The sequence below is a fragment of the Bacillus cereus group sp. MYBK216-1 genome (assembly GCF_051916495.1).
In the GTDB taxonomy this organism is placed as follows: Bacteria; Bacillota; Bacilli; order Bacillales; family Bacillaceae_G; genus Bacillus_A; species Bacillus_A thuringiensis_K.
The window spans coordinates 46,564-68,652 of record NZ_JBQAGT010000006.1 but is presented as its reverse complement, the minus strand read 5'-3'; the positions used below and the strand labels follow the sequence as shown (position 1 = coordinate 68,652).

Genomic DNA, 22,089 nt, shown 5'->3' with positions numbered 1-22,089 from the left:
AGATAGAAACTAAAATAATATTTAAATTAGAAATTCATACCTCGTATTTAATAATAACTTAATTTATTTTGATAGGAGTGCTTGTTTTGAAAAGAAATCCAGAATATACCGCTTTACGTAATTCTATCTTGATAGGTTGGCTGCTCACAATTATTGTTATGGGCTTATCTATCTATTTTTCTTCTATTATATATTTACTAATTGGATGTTTCATTTTGTCATTGAAATATGGATTAATGGGCACTATAAAGAATGTAGAAAAGCGTTTGCCAACCTGGGCTAATTTTGGAGTGATTGAAAAACCAGTGAATCGGAGGGTGACAAGACCGTTTCAATTTCGGGGCGGACTCATTGTTTCATTAGCATTAGGATTCATAGAGATGGTGATAAAAGGTTTATGTATCTCATATTATATTTTAGGATTAGAAACCCATGTATATCGTTTAATGCGTAGAAACACAAGAATGTGAAAAGGGGACTTAAATTATGAAAGTATTAATATTTGAATTAATTCTAATTGTGCTTCTGATACCGATAAACATTATGGTAAAAAAGCATGCTCCAAAATGGAAAGGAAGAGCTGGAGAAAAGATGGTAAAACGTATATTAAGAAAATTAGATCACGAAAGGTATTGGGTGTTACATGATGTGGCGGTTCATACAGAGTATGGTGATACAACTCAAATTGACCATATTGTTATTGCAGAAACAGGTATATTTGTTATAGAGACGAAGAACTACGAGGGCCGGATTTATGGAAGTGAGAAGGCAGCAAGATGGACACAAGGTATTTTTAGAAAGAAACACTCTTTTCAGAATCCATTTAGACAAAATTATAAGCACATGAAAACAATTGAATGGGTGATGGAACAACAGCTGCCGTGTATTTCTATTGCAGCGTTTCATCCAAAATGCAGCCTAAAAAGAGTAAATGTTCATTCTAAAGATAAACATGTCCTATATTATAACGATCTAAAAAAATGTATCGAATCCTATATTGATGTGAAATTAACAAAAGACGAGGTCGAGCATATTTACCAGACTATTTTGCAAGCAAATATTACTGATAAGGATACTGAAAATAAACATGTGAAGTATTTACAGAATAAGTTCGCTAAACAATAAGAAACGGAGAAAGGAACAATGTTATATATAATAGGATTTTTGGTAATCATCGTAGTAGTTATTCGTCTTAACGTGAAGTATTACCAGTTAAAAGGTAACCCAAAAGATTTTGTGATGAAAAAGAAGGATTAAGGATTTATTTTAGAAATAGAGGTAATAGAATACATATATTATTTTAGCCATCATCAAAGGTCATAAGAACCGTTTTACGATCGATAAATAAATACATTAATATATTTTATTAATGAATTTAAGTGATAAAATAAACAGGAGGTTTAGTTGTGAAAGAAGTGTTAGATGTAGAAACGTATTTAAAGAAAATGAAGAATCAGAAAATAAATTATGATAAAGTATTAAGAAAAATGATTAATGATTGGGAAGCAAGGAACGAAAGACCAAAGGTGTTACTTCATTCATGCTGTGCTCCTTGTAGTACTGCTTCATTGGAATTTCTTGCAGAACATGCAGAGATTACGATTTTTTTCTCGAATTCGAATATTCATCCGAAAAGTGAGTATATGCGACGCTCTAATGAACAAAAGATTTTTGTAGAAAAGTTCAATGATCGTACTGGGCACACAGTAGGATTTCTTGAGGATGACTACCGTTCAAATGTGTTTTTTAAAATGGTAAAAGAAGAAGGTTTGGCAGAAGAGCCAGAAGGTGGACTTCGTTGTTCAGCTTGTTTTGATATAAGATTGGATCGTTCAGCTGAGGTAGCACAAGAAAAAGGTTTTGATTACTTCGGGAGTGCTATTACTCTTTCTAAAAATAAAAATAGTCAATTAATAAATGAACTTGGAATCGGTGTGCAAAAAAATTATGATTCTCGTTATTTACCAAGTGATTTCAAGAAAAGTAATGGATATCAACGTTCAATTGAAATGTGTAATGAATATGATGTTTTCCGTCAGTGTTATTGTGGATGTTCATTTGCAGCAGAGAAACAAGGTATAGATTTACGAGCGGTGAACAAAGATGCAATACATTATTTGAAAGAAAATAATCTTAGTTTAAAAAAAGAGATTTAATGGAGAGAAATTCGATGTAAGAATAACCTATGATTTACAAACGAAACGCATTATGGTTCTAAATGATAAACGTAAAAAGCTAAAATAGTTCTGGAATAACTCCTTACTGGTTAAAGTTCTAGAGAAGAAAAAACCAATAAGGAGTGTTTTCTTAATCTCGCATTGCCCCTGCCTCTCGGGAAGTCATTGCTCCTTGTCCTGCTCTTACATCATTTTGAATTTCTTGTTTCACTTTTTGTGCATCTGTTTCAGAAAAATCTGGTTTCATAACAGAACCAGGACTTTTTATAGATTTTTTACGATCTTGCATACAAACCCTCCTCGATTTAACATTTAACAATCTTATTATTTACAAAAATACACTCGGTATACTCCGAGTAGTATAATGTTTATTGAAGAAAAAATTGATTACTATAAGGTGATAGAGGAACATAGGGAATAACAATCTTGCATTAACATCTCTCTCAAAAGTTTAGAGAAATATCTGCCAGAAAAACGCCTTTCTCTCTGTAGAAATATAAAGGAAGAATAGTGTTTTTTTATTTTGGATACAATAGTCTAATTATGCAAATAACCACTTGTTAAGGTTATTAGTAAAAGTCGGATCCAAGAATGACTAAATAGGGCATCTAATATATGAAAGTTTTAATGGGATTGAGTTTTATGTTTGGTTGTATTTTCATTACATCAGGAAATGCTGAAGCTGCATCGGGAGGATGGTATAAAGTTACAGCTGCAGGTAACAATTGTAAAGCTAGGGTAAATACTGATCAAACTGAATATAAGCCCAATAATAAAACCGTAGGCATGCAATTAGAGGCAGAAGGAAATTGTAGTAACATGTATTATGATACGGCTTTATCAGATAGAGACCTAGAGTCTGTAGCACATGATACAACTGTTGGAAGTTTTTCTTGGAAAATTCCAATAAAACAACTAAAAATAGGTAATGTTCGCGAAAAAGAAACTACAGATATTATAGTTCAATTATACAAAGATGCCGCTCATACACAGCCTATAGGAAAACTAATTTCAAATAATATTATAATTTATCCTAGGTAACCTATAAATATACTATATAAATGGGCTACTTGGAAATTGAAAATAGATAACTATATAATCAGAACAAAGGAATACCTTATAATAAAGGATACCTTTGTTTTGATTATAATATTAAATTTAATAGGGCTTCTTTACCCATCTGCATTTAACTAAAGCGAAATTGTAAACCTAAAATAACATTATCCTTTCTTATAATTCTACAGAAAGAAAAGTGTATTTTTTACAAAATGTATGTGATGTCACGAATAATTAAAAAGTTATTCAATAAAAAAGCTAACTGCCGCATTTAAACATATTGAAAGTAACTAATTTAGTTATATATCAATCAACCACGTCCAGCTTGGAAAGATGGATATAGCGACATACCACCATCAGCAAACAGTGTAATACCTGTTACATAGCTCGCTTGTGAAGAAGCAAGCCATGCTGCTACCGCTGCAATTTCTTTCGGTTCTCCGATATATCCCATAGGAACCATACTTTCAACATCGGCACGTTTTTCTGGATCCGCAAATTTTTCAGCATTAATCGGCGTATTCATAGCACCAGGCCCAATATTATTTACACGGATTCCTTTTGGTGCATATTCTAGTGCTAATGTTTCTGTCATTAGCTTAACACCACCTTTACTTGCTGCATAGTGTACAAATAATGGCCATGGAATTTGCTCGTGAACGCTTGACATATTAATAACACTACCTTTAATATCATGCTCAACAAAATATTTAATTGCTTCCCGGCTCCCTAAGAAAGCCCCTGTTAAATTCGTAGCAATTACCTTATTCCAATCACTTAATGGCATTTCATGTGAAGGTACTGAATTTTCAATACCCGCATTATTAATCATGACATCCAGTGTACCAAATTCTTTCACAGCAGATTGAACGAGATTGATAACATCTGATTCAACTGTTACATCTCCTTTTATTGCAATCGCTTCTCCACCTGCTTGTTTAACTACTTGTACTACTTCATTTGCTTCTGATTCGTTTGAATAGTAATTAATTACAACTTTGGCTTGTTCTTCTCCAAAACGAATTGCCATCGCTCTTCCTAATCCTGTGGATGCACCTGTAATAACAACAACTTTCCCTTTTAAATCTGTATACATAATTTTTTCCTCCTTTTTATCCTTTAGCAATTCCTAACATAATGCCAGCTGCAATAATGAAGATAATTCCAATGACAATCGCAATAAATTGTCGTTTTGTTTTCTTTTCACCTAATATAAAAATTCCACCTAAAGTTGAGATCACAATCCCCATTTGGGAAAGGGAAAAACTTGTTGCCACCCCTACACGCGGCTGGGAAATAAATAAAAACATATTTCCTGCTGCCCAAATTAAACAAGGAATAATATTGCGAATCGCATATTTATTAAGTGGTTGATTCTTAAAGGTTAGTAGAATTCCACCTAACACCATACCAATGGCTTGTGGTAATAACGCTGACCATCCGTCTATACCGAATAGGCGGATAATTACCACATATACTAAGTAACCAAGAGTTGAAATTAATAACATCACAATCCCTTTTTTGAAATTTCCTGTTTGTTCATCGTTTTTCTCCTCTTTGCTTTGGAGAGATGTGAGAACGATTCCGATTATGATACAAAGAAGTGCCAGAACACCTAATACAACAGATGTTGTTGTTGACCATTCATGAAATACAATGACCCCAAATAAAGTAGTCGAAACTAATTGCATCCCTGTTGAAATAGGCATTGTTTTAGAAACCCCAATTAAATCAATACTTTTCAATTGATTGGCTTGTCCTAATGCCCAAAATAGGCCAGATATAATCCCGATAATTATCACCACGGGCGTCAAAACGGGTTTTATAAAAATATAAACACCGATAGAAAAAACTAAAGCGCCAAGGGTAGTCCCAAGTATTTGACTGTAAGGACCACCTCCTAGTTTAACGTTGAAGAGTACAATACTTCCCCAAAATAAGGCTGGTAAAATCGCTAATAAAATATCCATTTTTCTAACCTTCCTAAAACATATTTATTAAGTTGAATGCTTGTACGAGACAGTATCTTTGTGTCAAGGGAATTATTTTAGAATAAGAGAAGTTTTTCGTTTTTCTACCCGTAATATTTGTTTACCCAAAATAAAAGAAAAATAACATTATGTTGAAAAAGAAAATAACTAGCACGAAATAAAAAAGGTTATTAGAAAAGAATATGACCAATACAATTTCAAGTTTTGAAAATAGGAATAATGAAGAAAAACTTGATGCAAAATTAAGCTATGTTATACAAAAACAACGCATTATGTTTATACATGAGAAAAAGAAATAATATCGTAAAATCTTAAATTTCATATATAAAATTAATAAGAAGTGTGATATGATGAAAGTAACAAAATACTTCTAAAACTATCTTGCAAAAGGACACACCTACGCATACATATGCGATAGGTGTGTCCTTTTTTATTTGTTTTTAAGATTTCAAGACTCAAAAGTGGGATGTATATTGTGTACCAGTAATATAGCATCTACTAATGTTTCTTTTGAAAAATTGAAAAGTCAGGAAGAGAATGAAAAAAACATAGTGTCAATATGTCCGAATTGTAAGAAACGCTCATTTAGAGCACTTTATAATGATTATCCAAAATGGATAGAGTTTTGCCTATGTTGTAATTATCGAGAAGTAAATACAATAGAGAGTCCGTTTGTTTATTAGATGTAGCTATTTACGTATTTTGATTAGGAGGAAGAAATTCCGATATGAAAATATGAATTAAGGCTATTTGTATAACATCATTTGTATTTCAAATGACAGCATGTAGTAATTCGACGCAAACAAAAAATGATTCGAGACCTGCCCAAGCAGTACAAAACGGAATACAACAGCACGTAGAAGGGAAAGGTGTTGTTGATATTCCAGAGGATTATAAGGGGAAATTAAAAGACTTAGAGACCGTTAAAGGGGAGGTATTACATATAAAAGACGGAGATACAATAGACGTAAACGTAAAGGGGCAGAAACAGACGGTAAGGTTACTGTTATTAGATATCTCTGAGTCTGTATCTCAAAAAATTTCACCACAAAAGATGGGAAAAGAAGCATCTTCCTTTTTAAAGAAACAGCTAGAAGGGAAAAGTGTAATATTTGTTTATGATCGGGGATCAAAAGAAGACAAATACCATAGGAAATTGGCTTATGTATTTTGCGATGGAATACACATCTACGAATTAATGGTCAAGTCGGGTTATGGGATTATAGCCTATATTTCTAGACCTAATACTACATTTCTATCTGAAATGTAAGAAGCAGAAAACGAAGCAAAAGAATCAAAGGTTGGCGTATGGAGCATTAAAGGCTTTGTAGATGAAAAGAACTGGCATTATAACCGTAATGATGCAGATTAACACCCTAACCCATTGCAATACAAATATTTGTGCAAAATGGAGGTTTTTTGAATGAATGAAAACAAAAGAAATATGCTCTTATCCTTTATCATTTCAATTTTATTTATTTTCGCGAGTCTATTGCGAGTTAGTAATAATGAATATGTGTATGTTATCTCAAAAATTGGTGCTGCAGCTGGTGTAATAAATATTGTGATGATGAGCGTTTTCTTGTATTTTCAAAGCAAAAAAACGGGACATTTATTAAATTAGTAATTAAAGCTAAATAGTTTTCCTTACTCATATTCTTTTAAGTTTGGTAAGGAAAACCGAAAAGGAGTGTGAAAGGTGAGTCAAGTACCTGGATTTTTAAAGTTTGTTTTAGCGAAAGAAATACGGTAGGTATATTTAGTTGTAGCAGAAAAGAAATACAAAAAAGCACATACACACATCGTATATAGATTTGGTTCGCTAGAAAAAGCATTAGAAACCATGTACGAAATGCGTGGTGATTTTGAAAATCTTTTCCCTCTAGAATTAAAAGAGAGGGGATACGACTGAGAAGATATCAATGATTGGATACTTTCTATTGAAACAGGGTACTCGAAACACGGAAATAAACTAGTCATATACTAGCAAATGTTTTGTATTTTAAAAAATAGGTGAGGCGAAAATAAGATGTTGTTCATTCAAAAGTATTACATTGTAATTGCTTGGACGATAGCTACTAGTGCAATGTTAATTAGTTTGTTTTTTAGTGAATGGATGAAGCTGCCGCCATGTGATTTGTGCTGGTACCAAAGAATGGCCATGTATCCATTAGTATTAATATTGGGGGTAGGGATATATAGAAAAGATTCGCACGTAAGCACGTATGCATTTCCATTTGCGTGTATCGGTTTAATGTTATCTGTATATCAAATTACAATTCAAGCGTTTCCTAATAGTGAGATGCAGATTTGTTCAGTAGGAGTTTCTTGCACAAAAGATTACTTAAATTTATTCGGTTTCATCTCGATACCTATGCTATCTTTTGTTGGATTTTTAGCTATCATAATACTTCTATATATTAAATATGAGAGAGACAAAAGAATAAACCATACAGCGATTATGAACAATATGCTCGAATAAACAAAAAATACCTATAAATAGATAAAAAATATAAAGAAATTAAAAAAGGAAAAATAAAAAATGACAACAATGCAAGTAAGTAATGAAATGTACAAAATTCCAGAGGCGGATATAGAACTATTAAAAATCATGGCCCATCCAGTTAGATTACAAATTGTGAAGGAGCTAGAACACCACAAAATTTGTAATGTAACACAGTTAACAGAGCTATTAGATGTTCCTCAATCTACCGTATCTCAGCATTTATCTAAAATGCGTGGAAAAATTCTTCGCTCAGAAAGAAGAGGATTAGAGATGTATTATCATATTGTGAATTCCAAGGCATGTCAGATTGTCGGAGTATTAGGTATTTAATTCTAAATCGAAATAGGATGATAGAAAGAGTGTTGTTAAATATAGCTGCAAAAGATGATGTACTGCAGAATGATAAATTCACAAGCTTAAAGTTTAGTCCTTCTAATAATGGAGGAGCTGACTGTGGTGAAAAATTGATATAGAGGTTACTAAAAAAGAGTGCAGTACATGTCTGCATTCTTTTTCTTTGTGCCATAGCTATAATAGATAAAGTATTTTGTTTTGTATGACTCTGAATAGGGGATACAGTGCTTTGCTATGAGAAAACGATATTTTCGACTTTTTAAGCAAAGGGGATAATTAGTTTATTGATGTGTATAGTATGAATTAAGGTTTAGAATATTCTGTGTCAATATTATCAATTTACTATAGTTTCCAATTATGTAAAAATAGAATTGATTATAATTTTCCGTAAATATTAGATTGAAAACTATTATAAGGGGAATGTGAGTATTTATAGCTGTTTATAAACGATGATTGGGGATACAGACAATAGGGTGATCAAGTACTGGTAGAATTTATCAAACAAAATGAGGTGACTTTAACTTGAGAGAAATTGCAAAAAAAGTAAAAATGATATGTTTACAGGAGGAGCATTCCGGGCTTAAGGCAGACGCAGAACAGTATTCTTCCAAGCGATGTAAAATAGAAAGAGAGGGTATTAATTTAGAAAAAAATAGAGTTAAAAAACGAACTCAAAAATTTCAAACGTCAGAAGAAAAATGGGACATAAAATGTAAAAAAGCAGTACAATTATTTAATCAAGGAGAGGAATATCCAACTATTGCAAAAAATCTGAGGTGCAATGTGAGTAGTTTGTATAGAGAACTTAAGAAACGGGGCACATTACAAACACCAAAGCAGGTAGCAGTATCTAAATCATTAAAATCACCCATAACATCAACACGAACAAAAAAAACAAATTTTGAGAGATATAAAGAATATTATATGTACAAATAGAAGAATTCATGGCTATAAATCTATACTTAATTCTTTAGTGTTAAAAAGCTCAGATTATAAAAGGTACAATGAAAAAATGCATGTTTAGCAGCAAATCTTCTTACAGTATTGATAGAGCATCTTTTTATTTTTTAGGATATTTTTACATCTAACAAATATTGAAGTCTATTACCTGTTGCTTAGATCATAAAAATATTCATAAAACTAAATCCTTACTTATATTTGTTGAGTAGTTGGTTAAGAAGAGTTTTTTTGCAAATGTTAAAATAAGAATACTTTGTCCAAAGCAAAAGAATCCCCATGTCATAAAGGATTCTTTTAGGAGAGTTAGAGAGATGTTGTCACTTGACTCATATTGATTTTACGATAAAAAGAAAGAATATTCAATTTTTTTATATATTTCTCAATATATTTCTTTTATTTTTATATTATAATTAATTCTTTTTATTGATGTATATCTTTCTGTGGTGAATCCTTTTAATAAGGATTCCTTTTTTAGTGCCTCATATATTAATAATGAGCCACTAAAGTTTAAGATAGTTTATACAACAACTATTGAAATTGCTTGATTATAAGGGAATTGTTGATTTCTATTGCTGGGGATCAGCCCTGAAAATTTATCTACAGTAATAATGATTACAGGTATTCTAACTCCGTTAATTAGAAAATTTGTTATTACTTTTGTGTCTCTATTAATTTTTTATAAAAAGTTTTCTTGTGTATACATTTATATTCTCTTACTCTTTTTAAGTTTCTCTTATAGATGTAAAAGGCTTGGTGTAATTATAATGTTTTTAAATATAGTAGATTTTAAAGATGTTATAAGTGGGGTTCTTATAAAAAAAAGCCCTCACAATGAAGTGAAGACCTTTATTCATTTAATATCCGTCAGTATGGCTATGAGTGTATTGTGCGATTTTATGCTCGTTTAATTAAGACCTTAACCACCATGATTTCCGTGTGCATATTGAATAACATCAATAGCTTTATGTGTTTCTGTAGGGGATTGGGCACCAAACATTAAAGTAAAAATAGTAATTACACCAACTAAACCGAGAATTGTCTTTTTCATTTTAATGCCTCCTTCTCAATAACTTTTTTTCCTGCTTGAGAACATGAATAGAAATAATGACTTGCTTTAATATGGTTATTCTCTTTATAAAATGCAGTAGCAAGATATTCTTCGTATTCCTCAATGAATTCGAAAAGTTCTTGCTCTTTAAAATATGATACGCCTTTTAACACTGTCATTTCAAGTGCTTCGGCAGGAAAACCTCCATTCATTGCATCTAATATTTTAAAATGGTGTAGATACTCTATATTTTCAATCTCTTGACAAACGGAATATCCCTTTGCTATGAGATCTTTGGCAACGGAGTGATTTCCTTCCTTCATGTGTTCCCTTGCCTCAATAAAAAGAGCCTTATAATTGTTAGGCATTTTTTGATTTACTTCTGAAAGATATCTAATGGCTAATGGCGAAAGATTTTGAGTAGCATACATTAACCCTAAATTTTGACGCACCATTAAAATAAATTGTTCTTCGTCTATTTTTTGGAACATATCCATTGCTTTCGTGAAATATTCTTCAGCGAGCTCCCATTCTCTCAAATGAGTACAAACTAAGCCTATAAGATTATCACAGAATGCTACATTGATCTCATACCCAGCATGTTGAGCAAAGATTTCTCTTGCCTCTGATACTTTTTTATAAGATAATAGCCCTTGATATATGTCATAATGGAAAGCTCCAACTTTATAATAAAATTCCGCTTTTTCCAATTCATCAGGAATGCAGTCTAAAAGTTTTTCTGCTTTTTCATAACTCTCCTTTGCAATTTGATATTCGCCAATAGTAGAGGCATGAATCCCTTTGAAAAAGTGATAATAATAAGCTAAGAAATTATCTGTAGGCATATCAAAAGCCTCAACTTTGTCAAAACTGCTTTTTGAAACGCTTAAATTATCAATTACAAATTGGTATCTAAAATCTAGTAGTGAGTAGTAGAGTAATAAATCTTGATCCTCTTCAATATTATGCATCTTAAAATCAATTATTTCTTTTAATTGATGTGCATTACCTATACGCCTTGAGCGGATTTCAACATACCAATCGCTTAATAGCTTTGTAATTTCATTATTCCCCTTAGCTGAAACCATCATTATATATTCCCCCATCCTATAAAAGTCTACTAATGTTATATATTACCATTATAGCAAAGTATCCAGTTCGTTTAATTGTATTATATTTATTTTTCAATAAAATTCAGAAAAATAAATCAATTGTGATGACCCAATTATATTTTATTCATGGTTTTCTCATTAACAATTCACGCAAACGTGATGTGATTGAAGTGAGTCGGAAAATATCATGTTTGCATGAAAGGGGAATGAATAAATATGAAAGCCTATCTCTACTATAGTGGCAGCTTATTGAAGTTTTAGGTTTATAATTAATAGATAGTTTTAGTTAAGGAAATTTAAAATCCCTGTCTTTAAAGACAGGGATTAAAAAAAGGGATGACAGTTAACAACTGAAGGCACCATTATATTACTATTATTGGAATTTTTATTCCATGTTTTTGTGTTGAGAAATAAATAATATATGATGTAAAAGGTGAGATGAGTAGAGGGTTCTTATAGGTTTAGCAATATGAGAAAGTAAATATTTCAATTAAATTTTTCTTGAAACGAGGAGTGGAAGTATTGTTTTTGCTTAGAAAGCATTATTCAAAGTTATGTAGAAATTATAATATGAATAAAAAGAGTCTAGTTAAAAAATTATAAGACACCAATTCATTGGAACGGTAAAAAACTGTTTTCGGAATAGGTGTCTTTTTGTATTGAGTAGAATGTATTTTCTCAACAGGAAAAATTGTAATTATCTATAAGTATTACTTATAAGGATAATAGGAAAGTAGAAATTAATAATAAAGGAGAATGCGAAATGTTAACAGTAATATCTAATAATGATCTAGCTAAAATCCGTGAAGAAGATGTAGATGTATTGAAGGTAATGGCGCATCCGGTTCGATTAAAAATCATAAGTGAATTAATACATCATAAAATGTGCAATGTTACACAGTTAACAGAAATATTAAAACTTCCACAATCCACTGTTTCACAACACTTAGCAAAGTTAAGAGGAATTGTACTCCGTGCAGAAAGAAAAGGACTAGAGATGCATTATTATATTGATAATACTAAAGCTCGTCAGATTGTAGAAATTTTAGGGCTATAGGTAAATTATAAGTAAAAGTTTCCTATTATAGGGGAAACTTTTTTCTATGTTGATCAAAGTATAATCATTTGAAGAATGAAATTTGGAAAGGGTGAATTTCAGAATATTATATTGAAGTGTAAGTTTTTAATTCAAGCTATGGAACGTATAATTTTTAAGTAAGAAAGGATGGTAGTTGAAGAAAGTCCAATAACTGTCACAATTTCTTTGTAAGCTTAATAAATTATTATGTAATAATTTAATTATAAAGTTATTTGAATGTTATAAAGATAAATGAATAGTTGAGTATGAAGTTATGTATATTTAGCTTTCATTTACATTCATGCTCTTAATAAAGTGAAGAAATTAGTAAGGGGGACTATTAAAATGAACAAAAAATTCTTTAAGCAGTTAAAAAAAATGGCTACAAATAAAAAAGGATTAAGTGCCGCTGCAGTAGCAGTAGGAATTATGGGTACAACTTTAATTCCTCAAAATGCCTATGCACATGGGTTCGTTGAAAAGCCAGGTAGCCGTGCTGCTTTATGCAGTCAAAATTATGGGGCGTTGAATTCAAATTGTGGAAATATAATGTATGAACCGCAAAGCTTAGAAGCACCTAAAGGATTCCCGCAAGGCGGGCCAGCTGATGGGAAAATTGCTTCAGCGGGAGGTCTATTTGGTGGAATTCTTGATCAACAAACAGCTGATCGATGGTTTAAGAATACTATTAAGGGCGGGGAGAATACATTCACTTGGAAATATACTGCTCCTCATTCAACAAGTCAGTGGCACTATTACATTACAAAAAAAGGATGGAATCCAAATAAACCTTTAACAAGAATGGATTTTGAACCAATAGGAACTGTAAAACACGATGGTTCTGCAGCATCTAATAATCTATCACATAAAATCAATGTACCAACTGATCGCAGTGGATATCATGTCATATTAGCAGTTTGGGATGTAGCTGATACTGTAAATGCTTTCTATAATGTGATCGATGTGAATCTAATAAATAATGAAAAAACAGATACAGAAGCGCCAACTCAGCCATCTGGAGTACAAGTCGTAAAAGCTACTTCAAATAGTGTAGAACTTAGTTGGAAGCCTGCAATCGATAATGTAGGGGTCAAAGAATATCAAGTATTACGTAATGGTCAATTAATTAATACTATAGTGGGTACAAGTGTAGTTGATAAAAAATTAAGCCCGAACACTGGGTATACGTATACAGTAAAAGCAGTAGACGCTGCAGGGAATATATCAAGGGAAAGTGAAGCATTAGTTGTTAAAACAACAGTGGAAAAACCAGATACAGAAGCACCAACTCAGCCTAAAGGATTACACAGCATGGGAACCACTACGAATAGTATCGACTTAATGTGGAGTCCGTCTGAAGATAACATAGATGTGAATCATTATATTGTCTACAGAGAAGTTGGGGGTGTTATGAAAGAATTAGGCACTGCTAATACAACTTCATTTATGGACAAAGATTTGCAAGCGAATACAATATATAAGTATGTAGTTTCTGCTGTTGATTCAGCTGGCAATGAATCAATGAAAAGTGATGCCTTAACAATTGCTACAAAAGGACAAGAAAACACTTATGAACAATGGGGTGAGTATAAAGCGTATAAAAAAGGGGATAAAGTAGTTCATGAGGGTAAGGTTTACGAGGCAGTTCAAAGTTATCAAGGGAATGGAGATCCAAACTGGATTTTTGCTTTGTCATTATGGAATGAAGTAAATAAATAATTTAAACAGTTGCTCATTTTAACGAATTTACCGAAAGAATTCGCCTTCCTTAACCGTGTGAAGAGCGATAATAAAGCGGTAGGTGCATTTCAGTTTGGTATAGCCAAAAGCTTATGATTATTGGTGGAAGAACACAAATCTTTCCAAAGTGAGTCTAGTATAATTAATTTCTAAACTCACATCTTTTTATGAAAATAAAGATGTGAATTCTGTTTATTCTCATTTGCTTTGTATGAATTGTAATGTATACTAAAAGTAGGTGCAAAAATGCACTATTTGAAAAAGAGTGCAAGGCAAAAAGGAATCCGAAAAGGATTCCTTTTTTGTTTTTCAGCAAATAAAGCAACTTTCTAATTAACTCTTTCTTTTTATAAACTTAAAATGTATTTTTGAAAAATTGCCATATTCCTGTAACAAAACAAAGGTAAGTTATGTGTGTAAAATATAAAGAGAAAGAAGGAAAAGTTGTGAAAAAAATTTTGCCAATTGCTGCGTTATTAGGCATGATGAGTTTTGGAGTACAGGAAATGAATGTAAGAGCTGATACTTATCATAAGAGCGATTCAAAAATTAGTTTTTGGGATTCGAAAAGAAAGGGTACTAATTTCATGAATAGTACGTCATTACCTGAAAACTATAAAAGTGCAAAAGAAGCTAATATTGAATATGTTCGTTTAGCACCTGATAAATGGGCGAAAGATAAAGATTTTCTATTTGAAGATAAACCAGATACTTCTGGAAAGGATTTTCTGATAGGTAATTCAGATAACTATCAGGGATTAGTAAAGGAAGATCTAGAAAAATTAAAGGCGGATTTAGATGCCGCACAATCACAAGGAATGAAAGTCGTTGTTACAATGTTATCTTTACCTGGTGATCGATGGCGCCAATTTAATAATAATAAGAATGACGACAGAATATGGGAAGAAGAGAAGTATCAAGAACAAGCAAGTCAATTTTGGAAGGACCTCGCTCTGGAACTAAAAGATCACCCCGCGGTGGTTGGTTATAATATTATAAATGAACCACATCCAGAAACAGCTAAAAATAATAGATATAATGATTTTTGGACGGAAGATTACGAGAAATGGTATGCAAAAGTGGAGGGAACGACAGCGGATTTAAACAGATTTTATCAAAAGGTGATCAATTCCATTCGTGAAGTAGACCAAGAAACACCAGTTATTTTAGATTCAGGTTTATATGCTACTCCATGGGCCTTTAAATACTTAAAGCCAGTAAAGGATAAAAAAACGCTTTACGCATTTCATATGTATGAACCATATGAATTAACGAGTCAAGGTGAAAAGAAAAATAAAGAATATCAATATCCAGGATTAGTAAAAGTAGGAGACTTAGAGAAACCTGTAATGTGGAATAAGCAGGGATTAGAGAAGTTTTTGAAGCCAATCCAACAATGGTCTAAGAAAAATCATGTACCACCTAATCGAATTATTGCAGAGGAGTTTGGAATTAACCGTACTGTTCCAGGTGCTACCCAATACATGCAAGATCTTATTTCTATCTTTAACCAAAAAGGATGGCATAAATCATTCTATGCATTCCGTGAAGACACATGGACAGGGATGAATTATGAATTGGGAACAGGAAAAATAAAATGGGATGAAGAGGGTAAACCGATGCCTCAAGATAATTCACTCTGGGATGTAATAAAAAAAGATTTACAAACGCGTAAATAGTTTAGAATATTAGGCTTAAGGACTAAATGTAAGCATCTAATTCAAATAGAATTAGATGCTTTTTATTTCGAAAAAAGGTGGAGTTGAATTAAAGATTCCATCTTTTCTTTTGCATAAAGAGTACCAATCAGGTTTATTTACAACGAAAAATAAGCTTTTTAGAGAATAGCTTAGAAAAAAATTGTGGAGGTTCAAACAAATGTGGTCGCAATTGTCTAAAACTTTAAAGCGAAAAAAGTTTTATGAATTTTTTGTGAGATTCCAATCCTTGAATGTTGTAATTTATTTACTTATTTCTGCAATTGGATATATTTCTCTAATTGGATGTAAGTTTAGAATACAGAATTAAAACATAATAGGCTGTTATCGGTGAGTTTGTCGTAAAGTTGTTATTTAATGTGTCATCAAATAACATTTATATACAATAATAAATAAAGGAGATACTTATGAAAAAATATAGAGTAATAGACACAACTTAAATAGTATGAATAGTTTAGATTGTAAAAACATGAAGAAGAAAAAAATCCTTAAGAGTACTAAGGAATAATGAGGGAGAAAATATGGGGAATAATTCAAAACATAAAACTAGAAAAATACTTGCAGCTACTGCTACAGTAACTATGCTTGCCACTGGAATGATTTCTTCATCAGATGTCTTTGCGGAGCAAAAGGAGCAGCAAAAAAATTTATCGACATCACTGCAAAGTGAAAAATCAGTTAAATCAGAAAATAGAATATTTATAGTCCCAGGAAAAGGGGATGTTGAGGTACTGAAACAACAGGAAAGAAAAAGTATGGCATTTAGTCCATATGAACCAACTGGTTTATATGCAAAGCCAAATGAACAAATAACGATTAATGTAGAAGGTAATCAAGATATTCAGGTATATATTGGAACGTATTCGTATGATGCTTCTTGGAGAGAAGATTCTAAGATAAAATCATTTACATTAAAACCTGGTGTAAACACAATCCAATCTCCAAATGGGGGGCTGATTTATTTTTATAATAAACAGCAAGGTGGTAGCATTCGAACAACAATTACAACAGGTGGAACGACTACGCCTTTCTTTGAACTAGGAAAGCATACGAAACAAGATTTAATAAACATGCTGGACCAGTATCCTAATGCACATGCAGTAGAGTTAAAAGGAGAACGTGTATTAATTACGGCTAGCCCTGCACGTGTTAAGAAATATTTGTTGGGTTCTAATACAGATCCTGTACAACTCTTAAAAAAGATGGATGAAGCTACTCGAATTCAAGACAAAGTAGCTGGATTATCCGAAGAACAAGTAGATAAACATTATGTTCATTACGTAGAAGAAAATCATTCTCCTGATTATTATATGTATGCAACTTCTTATCGAACCGCATATGTAGGAGATGCAATCCAATACGTGTTAGATATTAATAAATTTATAACAGATGGCTGGGGCCCTTGGCATGAGGCAGGACATTTGAGACAACAATCGCCCTGGAAGTTTTATAATATGACAGAAGTACAAAATAATATATACAGCCTTTCTGTAGAAAAAGCATTTAATCAACCATCCAACTTAGAGAAAAGTGGAATTTATCCAAAAGCATTTCAATATCTAGAGCAAGTGAATAAAAATTATGATGAAATTAGCGATGTTTTTGTAAAGCTTGTTATGCTTTGGCAACTACAGTTAGCGTATGGAGAGGATTTCTATCCTAAATTACATCAATTGTATAGAGATATGCCTTCAAGTGAACTTCCACAAACTGATGAAAATAAAAAACAACTATTTATGATTTCAGCATCAAAAGTAGCCAAACAAAATTTAATTCCTTTCTTTGAGAAGTGGGGATTACGTCCAAATAACGATACAATTCAAAAAGTAGCTGCATTAGGATATCCGATTTTAACAGCAGAGATTTGGAAGGGTACGGATTCTAATCCAATTAAACCAGATATGCCTAATGTAAATAATATTTTAGAAGGAAACCAGTTTGCATGGTCACTAAAAGGAATTAGTGATTTCGAGTTTGCAAAAATCAATTTCAATAAATCAACAGAAGAAATGCAAATTGATTTAAAAGCAGGCGTACCACATCATTATTTTAATGAAACATATGCGAGTATTAAAGTACAAAATGCATCAGGTAAAGTAATGTACAATAAAGACATTTATGGGAACAAACAACAAAATGCTGAATCACAAAAGGTTCCAGTCAAAGTAGGAGATTATATTGAGCTGACACATTTAGAAGGTGTGCATAGAGCTACTTTAACAAATGTAGGCAACAGTAAACAAGAAAGCTTTGGAAAAAAAGTAATATACCAAGTTACAAAGGAAGGTCTGAAGAAAGTTGAAAAAATGCCAGAAGCAACAATTTTAGATGGAAATCAATTTGCATGGTCACTAAAAGGAATTAGTGATTTCGAGTTTGCAAAAATCAATTTCAATAAAACGACAGAAGAAATGCAAATTGATTTAAAGGCAGGCGTACCACATCATTATTTTAATGAAACATATGCGAGTATTAAAGTGCAAAATGCATCAGGTAAAGTAGTATACAATAAAGACATTTATGGGAACAAACAACAAAATGCTGAATCACAAAAGGTTCCAGTCAAAGTAGGAGATTATATTGAGCTGACACATTTAGAAGGTGTGCATAGAGCTACTTTAACAAATGTAGGCAACAGTAAACAGGAAAGCTTTGGAAAAGAAGCAATGTATGAAGTCACAAAAGAAGGCTTGAAGAAAGTAGAAAAAATGCCAGAAACAACAGTTTTAGATGGAAATCATTTTGGTTGGTCTTTAAAAGGATATAGTGATAGAGAAATCGCAAAAGTAGATTATAATAGGACAACAGAGAAAATGCAGGTGAATTTAGAAGCAGGCGTACCACATTCTTACTTTAATAATACGTATGCAAGTATTACAGTAAAGAATTCAACCGGTAGTGTTGTATACAATAAGGATATAGTGGGAAATAGTCAACAAACTGCTGAAAGTCAAACCGTTCCGGTAAAAGTGGGAGATTACATTGAGTTTACCCATATAGAAGGGGAAGCAGTAAAGGAAAAGACACGCGCTACACTTATTAACTTTGAGAATAATAAACAAGAATATATAGGCAAAAAAAGAATCTATCAAGTTACTTCAACGGGATTAAACAAAATAGATTAATATGAAGAACATTCTAATTATTAGTTAGATGCAAATAGTCGTTCATTATGAACGGCTATTTGGCTTTTATTTAATAATACGCTCTCTTTTTTATATACTCTCGTTGTCATCAAATGCTACATTTTTTTATAAATATGTTTTTGAATTAATAAATGTTTAAGTGCAATAGATTTGAGAAAAAAGAAACAGAATAGTAGAGTATTTGTTGATAAATCTTCTCAAATATTACAATGTTTTACATATTTGGTATGATGTATATGAGTTTTATGTATATTAAGGGAGGAATGGGAATGAAAAGGTTTATAACACGCGCAAGAGGTAATACAGTCTCAAAAAATTTAGTTTTAATGGTGTTGTCGATGGTTTTAATGATATTTATGATTACACCATCCAATGATGTATCTGCAGCCAACCTATCAAAAGCAGCTACATTAAAAGGCGTGAATTTATTTAATGGAAGTTGGACAGTTGCTATACAGGCAGCAAATTTAAAATATGTTTCTGCTGAGCCTTTGGGAAATGTAACAGCAAATCGTAATGCAGTTAATGAATGGGAGAAATTCGAATTAATTCCGACTGGAGAATTATATACGTACGCTTTAAAAGCCAAAAGTAATGGGAAGTATGTTTCGTTTGAGCCAAATGGTAGAGTAGTAGCAGATCGTACATCAATTGGGGCATGGGAAAAGTTTATCTTATATAATGGTGGAGACAATAGGATATATGTATTACAAGCACTCAGTAATGGCAGGTATATATCAGCAAATGGTGGTAGAGAATTAACAGCTACTAGTTATGTAGCTGGAAGCTGGGAACGATTTGTTATTGTATACTTCTAAACTTTAAAGTGTTATGCCTAATACAATAAAGTGTTAAGTATTTAATACAAGTGTATATTAATGTGTAAAGGGCTGCAGGTAATTAGCAGTCCTTTTTGTATGGACTTACTGAGGTTATAATGAGAAGAAAAAGAACCCTATAGGGTTCTTTTTCAAGGCATATTAACAGTAAGGAGAATCATGAAATGCTACTTCAAATCTTTATTAGGGGAAAGATTTTGAAAAAGCTTAACATACATCCATTTTTACATATATGTAATATATAGTAAATTGATAATATTTATACTTACAATTACTAATATTCAATTAACATGGTTAACACTATTTATATGATGTTAAATGGCACTTAGTACAGTATACATTTAGAAATCTAATAGTAGATTTCATTTGTTAAAAAAGGTAATAAATATATTATTTCAAATTAAACTATAGGCATATCGAAATAGGTGAAAAGGCTTGAGTACCGTGATTAAATTGCCTTTAAAGATGAGGTTTAGATTAGAGGGCTAATTGGATCTTACTGAAAAGGAAAAATGTTTTTTAGATGAAAAGAAGAAAAGACACCTTTTGGGTGTCTTTTCTTTAGGCAAACAGTTCACATATTGCTGAATTAGATATGAAACCAAAATTCGACTATGAAGTAAATTTTAACATAATCTGAACAGAAAAAAATATGTAATAATCCATTTTTAGTTTTTAATTATTTTATGAAAAATAGAGCAGCAACGTAAATAAAAAGGGCATGCAGTCGTATCTGCAGCCCTTATTAGGAGGAATTCAAGACACCATTAGGACACGTATTGGTAAACAGGTTCAAAAATAGTATATGTGAAAAGAAAAAGTCCTATACCAACAGTAGACAGGATCTTATCTTTTTTACATTTTCAAAAATGAAATTCCGTTCTTTTTGAAATCAGTACAGCCCACACTTGGTTCGTAATGAATTTAGAAAAAGTATACTTGAACTCCCACCACTTTCACTTCGTTTAGAAGTGAGGGATTCCTAAGTAAAGAGTTCTATCGAACTCTAATTGATTAGGCTAACCCCGCAGTCCTTGCGGTTAGAAGCCTTATCGCTTCATGCTTTAGATTGATACTTGCGTTAATATCCCTATCATGGTGTGTACGACAAGAAGGACAGTCCCATTCACGTAGGTTTAGATTTTTAACGCCTTTATTTTGATATCCACAACAAGAACATAATTGGCTGGAAGCAAATGTTTTCGATACGACAATGACTTGTTTGCCATACCATTTTGCTTTGTATTCTAACATGGATCGAAATTGCGACCAAGATACCTCACTAATTGCTTTTGCTAACTTATGATTCTTTAACATATTCGATACTTGCAAATCCTCTATACCGATAACATCGTGGTTTTTGATGATTTCAGTTGAAATTTTGTCCAAGTAATCTTTTCTAGTATTTGATATGTATTCATGAATTCTAGCTACCTTTACTCGTTGTTTATTCCAGCGAGAGGATCCTTTCATTCTTCTAGAAAGCACACGCTGTGCTTTCGTCAACTTATCTTCTAATGATCGAAAAAACTTCGGATTTTCATAGTGTGTTCCGTCTGACAAAATAGCGAAATCTTTTAGTCCTACATCTATTCCAATGTAAGAACTTGTTTTCGGAAGTTCTTGTACTTCAGTTTCAACTAACAATGACACAAAGTATCTGCCAGAAGGGTTACGTCTAACCGTAGCATTTACAATACGCCCCTCTACTTCGCGACTTTTGGCAAATCGAACAAGGCCTAGTTTTGGCAACTTTATTTTGTTCCCTACAACGGTGATGTTTTCATTTGTTTGTTTTGTGGTATAAGATTGTACGTTGTTCTTCTTAGATTTAAAGCGCGGTGCGCTGTTTTGTTTTTTGAAAAAGCGTGTATACGCATCCGCAAGGTTGCGAACAGACGACTGCATCGCAATACTATCCACTTCTTTTAGCCAAACAAGCTCTTTCTTCATGGCAGGTAGTTTGGCAGAGCATGTACCATAGGTCAAGCCTTTTCCTGTCTCTTTGTATGCTTGATCCCATAAGGATAGGAAATGATTGAATACAAAGCGAGAACATCCAATCGTTTTGTTGATTAGAATTGCTTGTGCCTGATTTGGATAGATACGAAACTTATAGGCTTTATTGATCATTATTTGATTCACCTCCATTTCGGTATATGACTATTATACACCGAACGTACATTCGATAGGTAGTGGAGTAACACTTTCTGTATGTCGAACAATTAAGATGGCCTCCTGCCATCCCTTGTTTGAAGCCAATTCATCTCCCACCTACTCACTGGGCTGTGCCCCTACACGCTCCTTGAGGAAGGAGTCTTCTTGGCTAAAATGATAAAAATGGCAGACAACTATTTTGTTGCC

At 32.3% G+C, this 22,089-nt stretch carries 20 protein-coding genes and 2 pseudogenes; 16 read left to right on the top strand and 6 right to left on the bottom strand.

Going from position 1 to position 22,089, the window contains the following annotated elements:
- The first annotated feature begins 86 nt into the window (after positions 1-86).
- The 3 genes from ACTFRH_RS21430 to ACTFRH_RS21420 all read left to right on the top strand — a co-directional run bounded on the left by ACTFRH_RS21430 (position 87) and on the right by ACTFRH_RS21420 (position 2,156).
- Positions 87-470, top strand: coding sequence for a hypothetical protein (locus ACTFRH_RS21430; protein WP_000828138.1), 384 nt, complete (start codon positions 87-89; stop codon positions 468-470).
- A 16-nt stretch (positions 471-486) separates the two neighbouring features.
- A complete protein-coding gene (locus tag ACTFRH_RS21425) occupies positions 487-1,125 on the top strand; it encodes a nuclease-related domain-containing protein (RefSeq protein ID WP_000866025.1) in 639 nt (212 codons plus the stop codon).
- Positions 1,126-1,415: 290 nt separating this feature from the next.
- The gene (locus tag ACTFRH_RS21420) at positions 1,416-2,156 is read left to right on the top strand and encodes an epoxyqueuosine reductase QueH (RefSeq protein WP_033673528.1); all 741 of its coding nucleotides are present in this window, start codon (positions 1,416-1,418) and stop codon (positions 2,154-2,156) included.
- A 151-nt stretch (positions 2,157-2,307) separates the two neighbouring features.
- Here the strand turns inward: ACTFRH_RS21420 and ACTFRH_RS21415 are convergent, their stop codons facing one another.
- A complete protein-coding gene (locus tag ACTFRH_RS21415; protein WP_001154001.1) occupies positions 2,308-2,466 on the bottom strand; it encodes a hypothetical protein in 159 nt (52 codons plus the stop codon).
- 326 nt (positions 2,467-2,792) lie between these two features.
- On the opposite strand from ACTFRH_RS21415, the gene ACTFRH_RS21410 reads away from it, so the two are divergent.
- Positions 2,793-3,218, top strand: coding sequence for a hypothetical protein (locus ACTFRH_RS21410; protein ID WP_000866354.1), 426 nt, complete (start codon positions 2,793-2,795; stop codon positions 3,216-3,218).
- 325 nt (positions 3,219-3,543) lie between these two features.
- On the opposite strand, the gene gdh is transcribed toward ACTFRH_RS21410, so the two are convergent.
- Together gdh and ACTFRH_RS21400 are read right to left on the bottom strand one after the other, a co-directional pair.
- A complete protein-coding gene (gene gdh / locus ACTFRH_RS21405) occupies positions 3,544-4,329 on the bottom strand; it encodes a glucose 1-dehydrogenase (RefSeq protein WP_000287795.1) in 786 nt (261 codons plus the stop codon).
- 16 nt (positions 4,330-4,345) lie between these two features.
- On the bottom strand, positions 4,346-5,203 hold the full coding sequence (locus tag ACTFRH_RS21400) for a RhaT/GlcU family sugar-proton symporter (protein WP_440048811.1): 858 nt from the start codon (positions 5,201-5,203) through the stop codon (positions 4,346-4,348).
- 494 nt (positions 5,204-5,697) lie between these two features.
- On the opposite strand from ACTFRH_RS21400, the gene ACTFRH_RS21395 reads away from it, so the two are divergent.
- The 7 genes and pseudogenes from ACTFRH_RS21395 to ACTFRH_RS21365 all read left to right on the top strand — a co-directional run bounded on the left by ACTFRH_RS21395 (position 5,698) and on the right by ACTFRH_RS21365 (position 9,020).
- Complete coding sequence (locus ACTFRH_RS21395) at positions 5,698-5,907, top strand: hypothetical protein (protein WP_074625805.1); 210 nt, start codon at positions 5,698-5,700, stop codon at positions 5,905-5,907.
- Between the two features lie 92 nt (positions 5,908-5,999).
- A pseudogene (locus ACTFRH_RS21390) lies at positions 6,000-6,596 on the top strand (thermonuclease family protein).
- A 51-nt stretch (positions 6,597-6,647) separates the two neighbouring features.
- Complete coding sequence (locus ACTFRH_RS21385) at positions 6,648-6,848, top strand: hypothetical protein (RefSeq protein ID WP_001004898.1); 201 nt, start codon at positions 6,648-6,650, stop codon at positions 6,846-6,848.
- A gap of 75 nt (positions 6,849-6,923) precedes the next feature.
- Positions 6,924-7,211, top strand: a pseudogene (locus ACTFRH_RS21380) (hypothetical protein).
- 42 nt (positions 7,212-7,253) lie between these two features.
- On the top strand, positions 7,254-7,706 hold the full coding sequence (locus ACTFRH_RS21375; RefSeq protein WP_000897431.1) for a disulfide oxidoreductase: 453 nt from the start codon (positions 7,254-7,256) through the stop codon (positions 7,704-7,706).
- A gap of 60 nt (positions 7,707-7,766) precedes the next feature.
- Positions 7,767-8,060, top strand: coding sequence for an ArsR/SmtB family transcription factor (locus tag ACTFRH_RS21370; protein ID WP_000210390.1), 294 nt, complete (start codon positions 7,767-7,769; stop codon positions 8,058-8,060).
- 546 nt (positions 8,061-8,606) lie between these two features.
- A complete protein-coding gene (locus tag ACTFRH_RS21365) occupies positions 8,607-9,020 on the top strand; it encodes a hypothetical protein (protein ID WP_001206758.1) in 414 nt (137 codons plus the stop codon).
- Between the two features lie 940 nt (positions 9,021-9,960).
- Here the strand turns inward: ACTFRH_RS21365 and ACTFRH_RS21360 are convergent.
- Complete coding sequence (locus ACTFRH_RS21360; RefSeq protein ID WP_000751016.1) at positions 9,961-10,092, bottom strand: hypothetical protein; 132 nt, start codon at positions 10,090-10,092, stop codon at positions 9,961-9,963.
- A complete protein-coding gene (locus ACTFRH_RS21355) occupies positions 10,089-11,183 on the bottom strand; it encodes a tetratricopeptide repeat protein (RefSeq protein ID WP_000989771.1) in 1,095 nt (364 codons plus the stop codon). The genes ACTFRH_RS21360 and ACTFRH_RS21355 overlap by 4 nt, the downstream gene beginning before the upstream one ends.
- Positions 11,184-11,967: 784 nt before the next feature.
- Here ACTFRH_RS21355 and ACTFRH_RS21350 point away from each other — a divergent pair.
- The 5 genes from ACTFRH_RS21350 (at position 11,968) to ACTFRH_RS21330 (ending at position 19,704) form a co-directional block, all read left to right on the top strand.
- Positions 11,968-12,261, top strand: a complete 294-nt coding sequence (locus ACTFRH_RS21350; RefSeq protein ID WP_000958631.1) for an ArsR/SmtB family transcription factor — start codon at positions 11,968-11,970, stop codon at positions 12,259-12,261.
- 366 nt (positions 12,262-12,627) lie between these two features.
- Positions 12,628-14,001: a lytic polysaccharide monooxygenase gene (locus ACTFRH_RS21345; RefSeq protein ID WP_001034448.1), complete on the top strand. Its 1,374-nt coding sequence runs from the start codon at positions 12,628-12,630 to the stop codon at positions 13,999-14,001.
- 431 nt (positions 14,002-14,432) lie between these two features.
- Positions 14,433-15,701 (top strand): glycoside hydrolase family 5 protein, encoded by a 1,269-nt coding sequence (locus ACTFRH_RS21340; RefSeq protein ID WP_440048812.1) that lies wholly within the window; start codon positions 14,433-14,435, stop codon positions 15,699-15,701.
- 560 nt (positions 15,702-16,261) lie between these two features.
- Positions 16,262-18,865, top strand: a complete 2,604-nt coding sequence (locus ACTFRH_RS21335; protein WP_000527912.1) for a putative mucin/carbohydrate-binding domain-containing protein — start codon at positions 16,262-16,264, stop codon at positions 18,863-18,865.
- 290 nt (positions 18,866-19,155) lie between these two features.
- Positions 19,156-19,704 carry a fascin domain-containing protein gene (locus ACTFRH_RS21330; protein WP_000819426.1) on the top strand — a complete coding sequence of 183 codons (549 nt, stop codon included), beginning with the start codon at positions 19,156-19,158 and terminating at the stop codon, positions 19,702-19,704.
- A 1,035-nt stretch (positions 19,705-20,739) separates the two neighbouring features.
- Here ACTFRH_RS21330 and tnpB read toward each other — a convergent pair.
- Positions 20,740-21,858: an IS200/IS605 family element RNA-guided endonuclease TnpB gene (gene tnpB / locus ACTFRH_RS21325; RefSeq protein WP_440048813.1), complete on the bottom strand. Its 1,119-nt coding sequence runs from the start codon at positions 21,856-21,858 to the stop codon at positions 20,740-20,742.
- Positions 21,859-22,089: the final 231 nt, after the last annotated feature.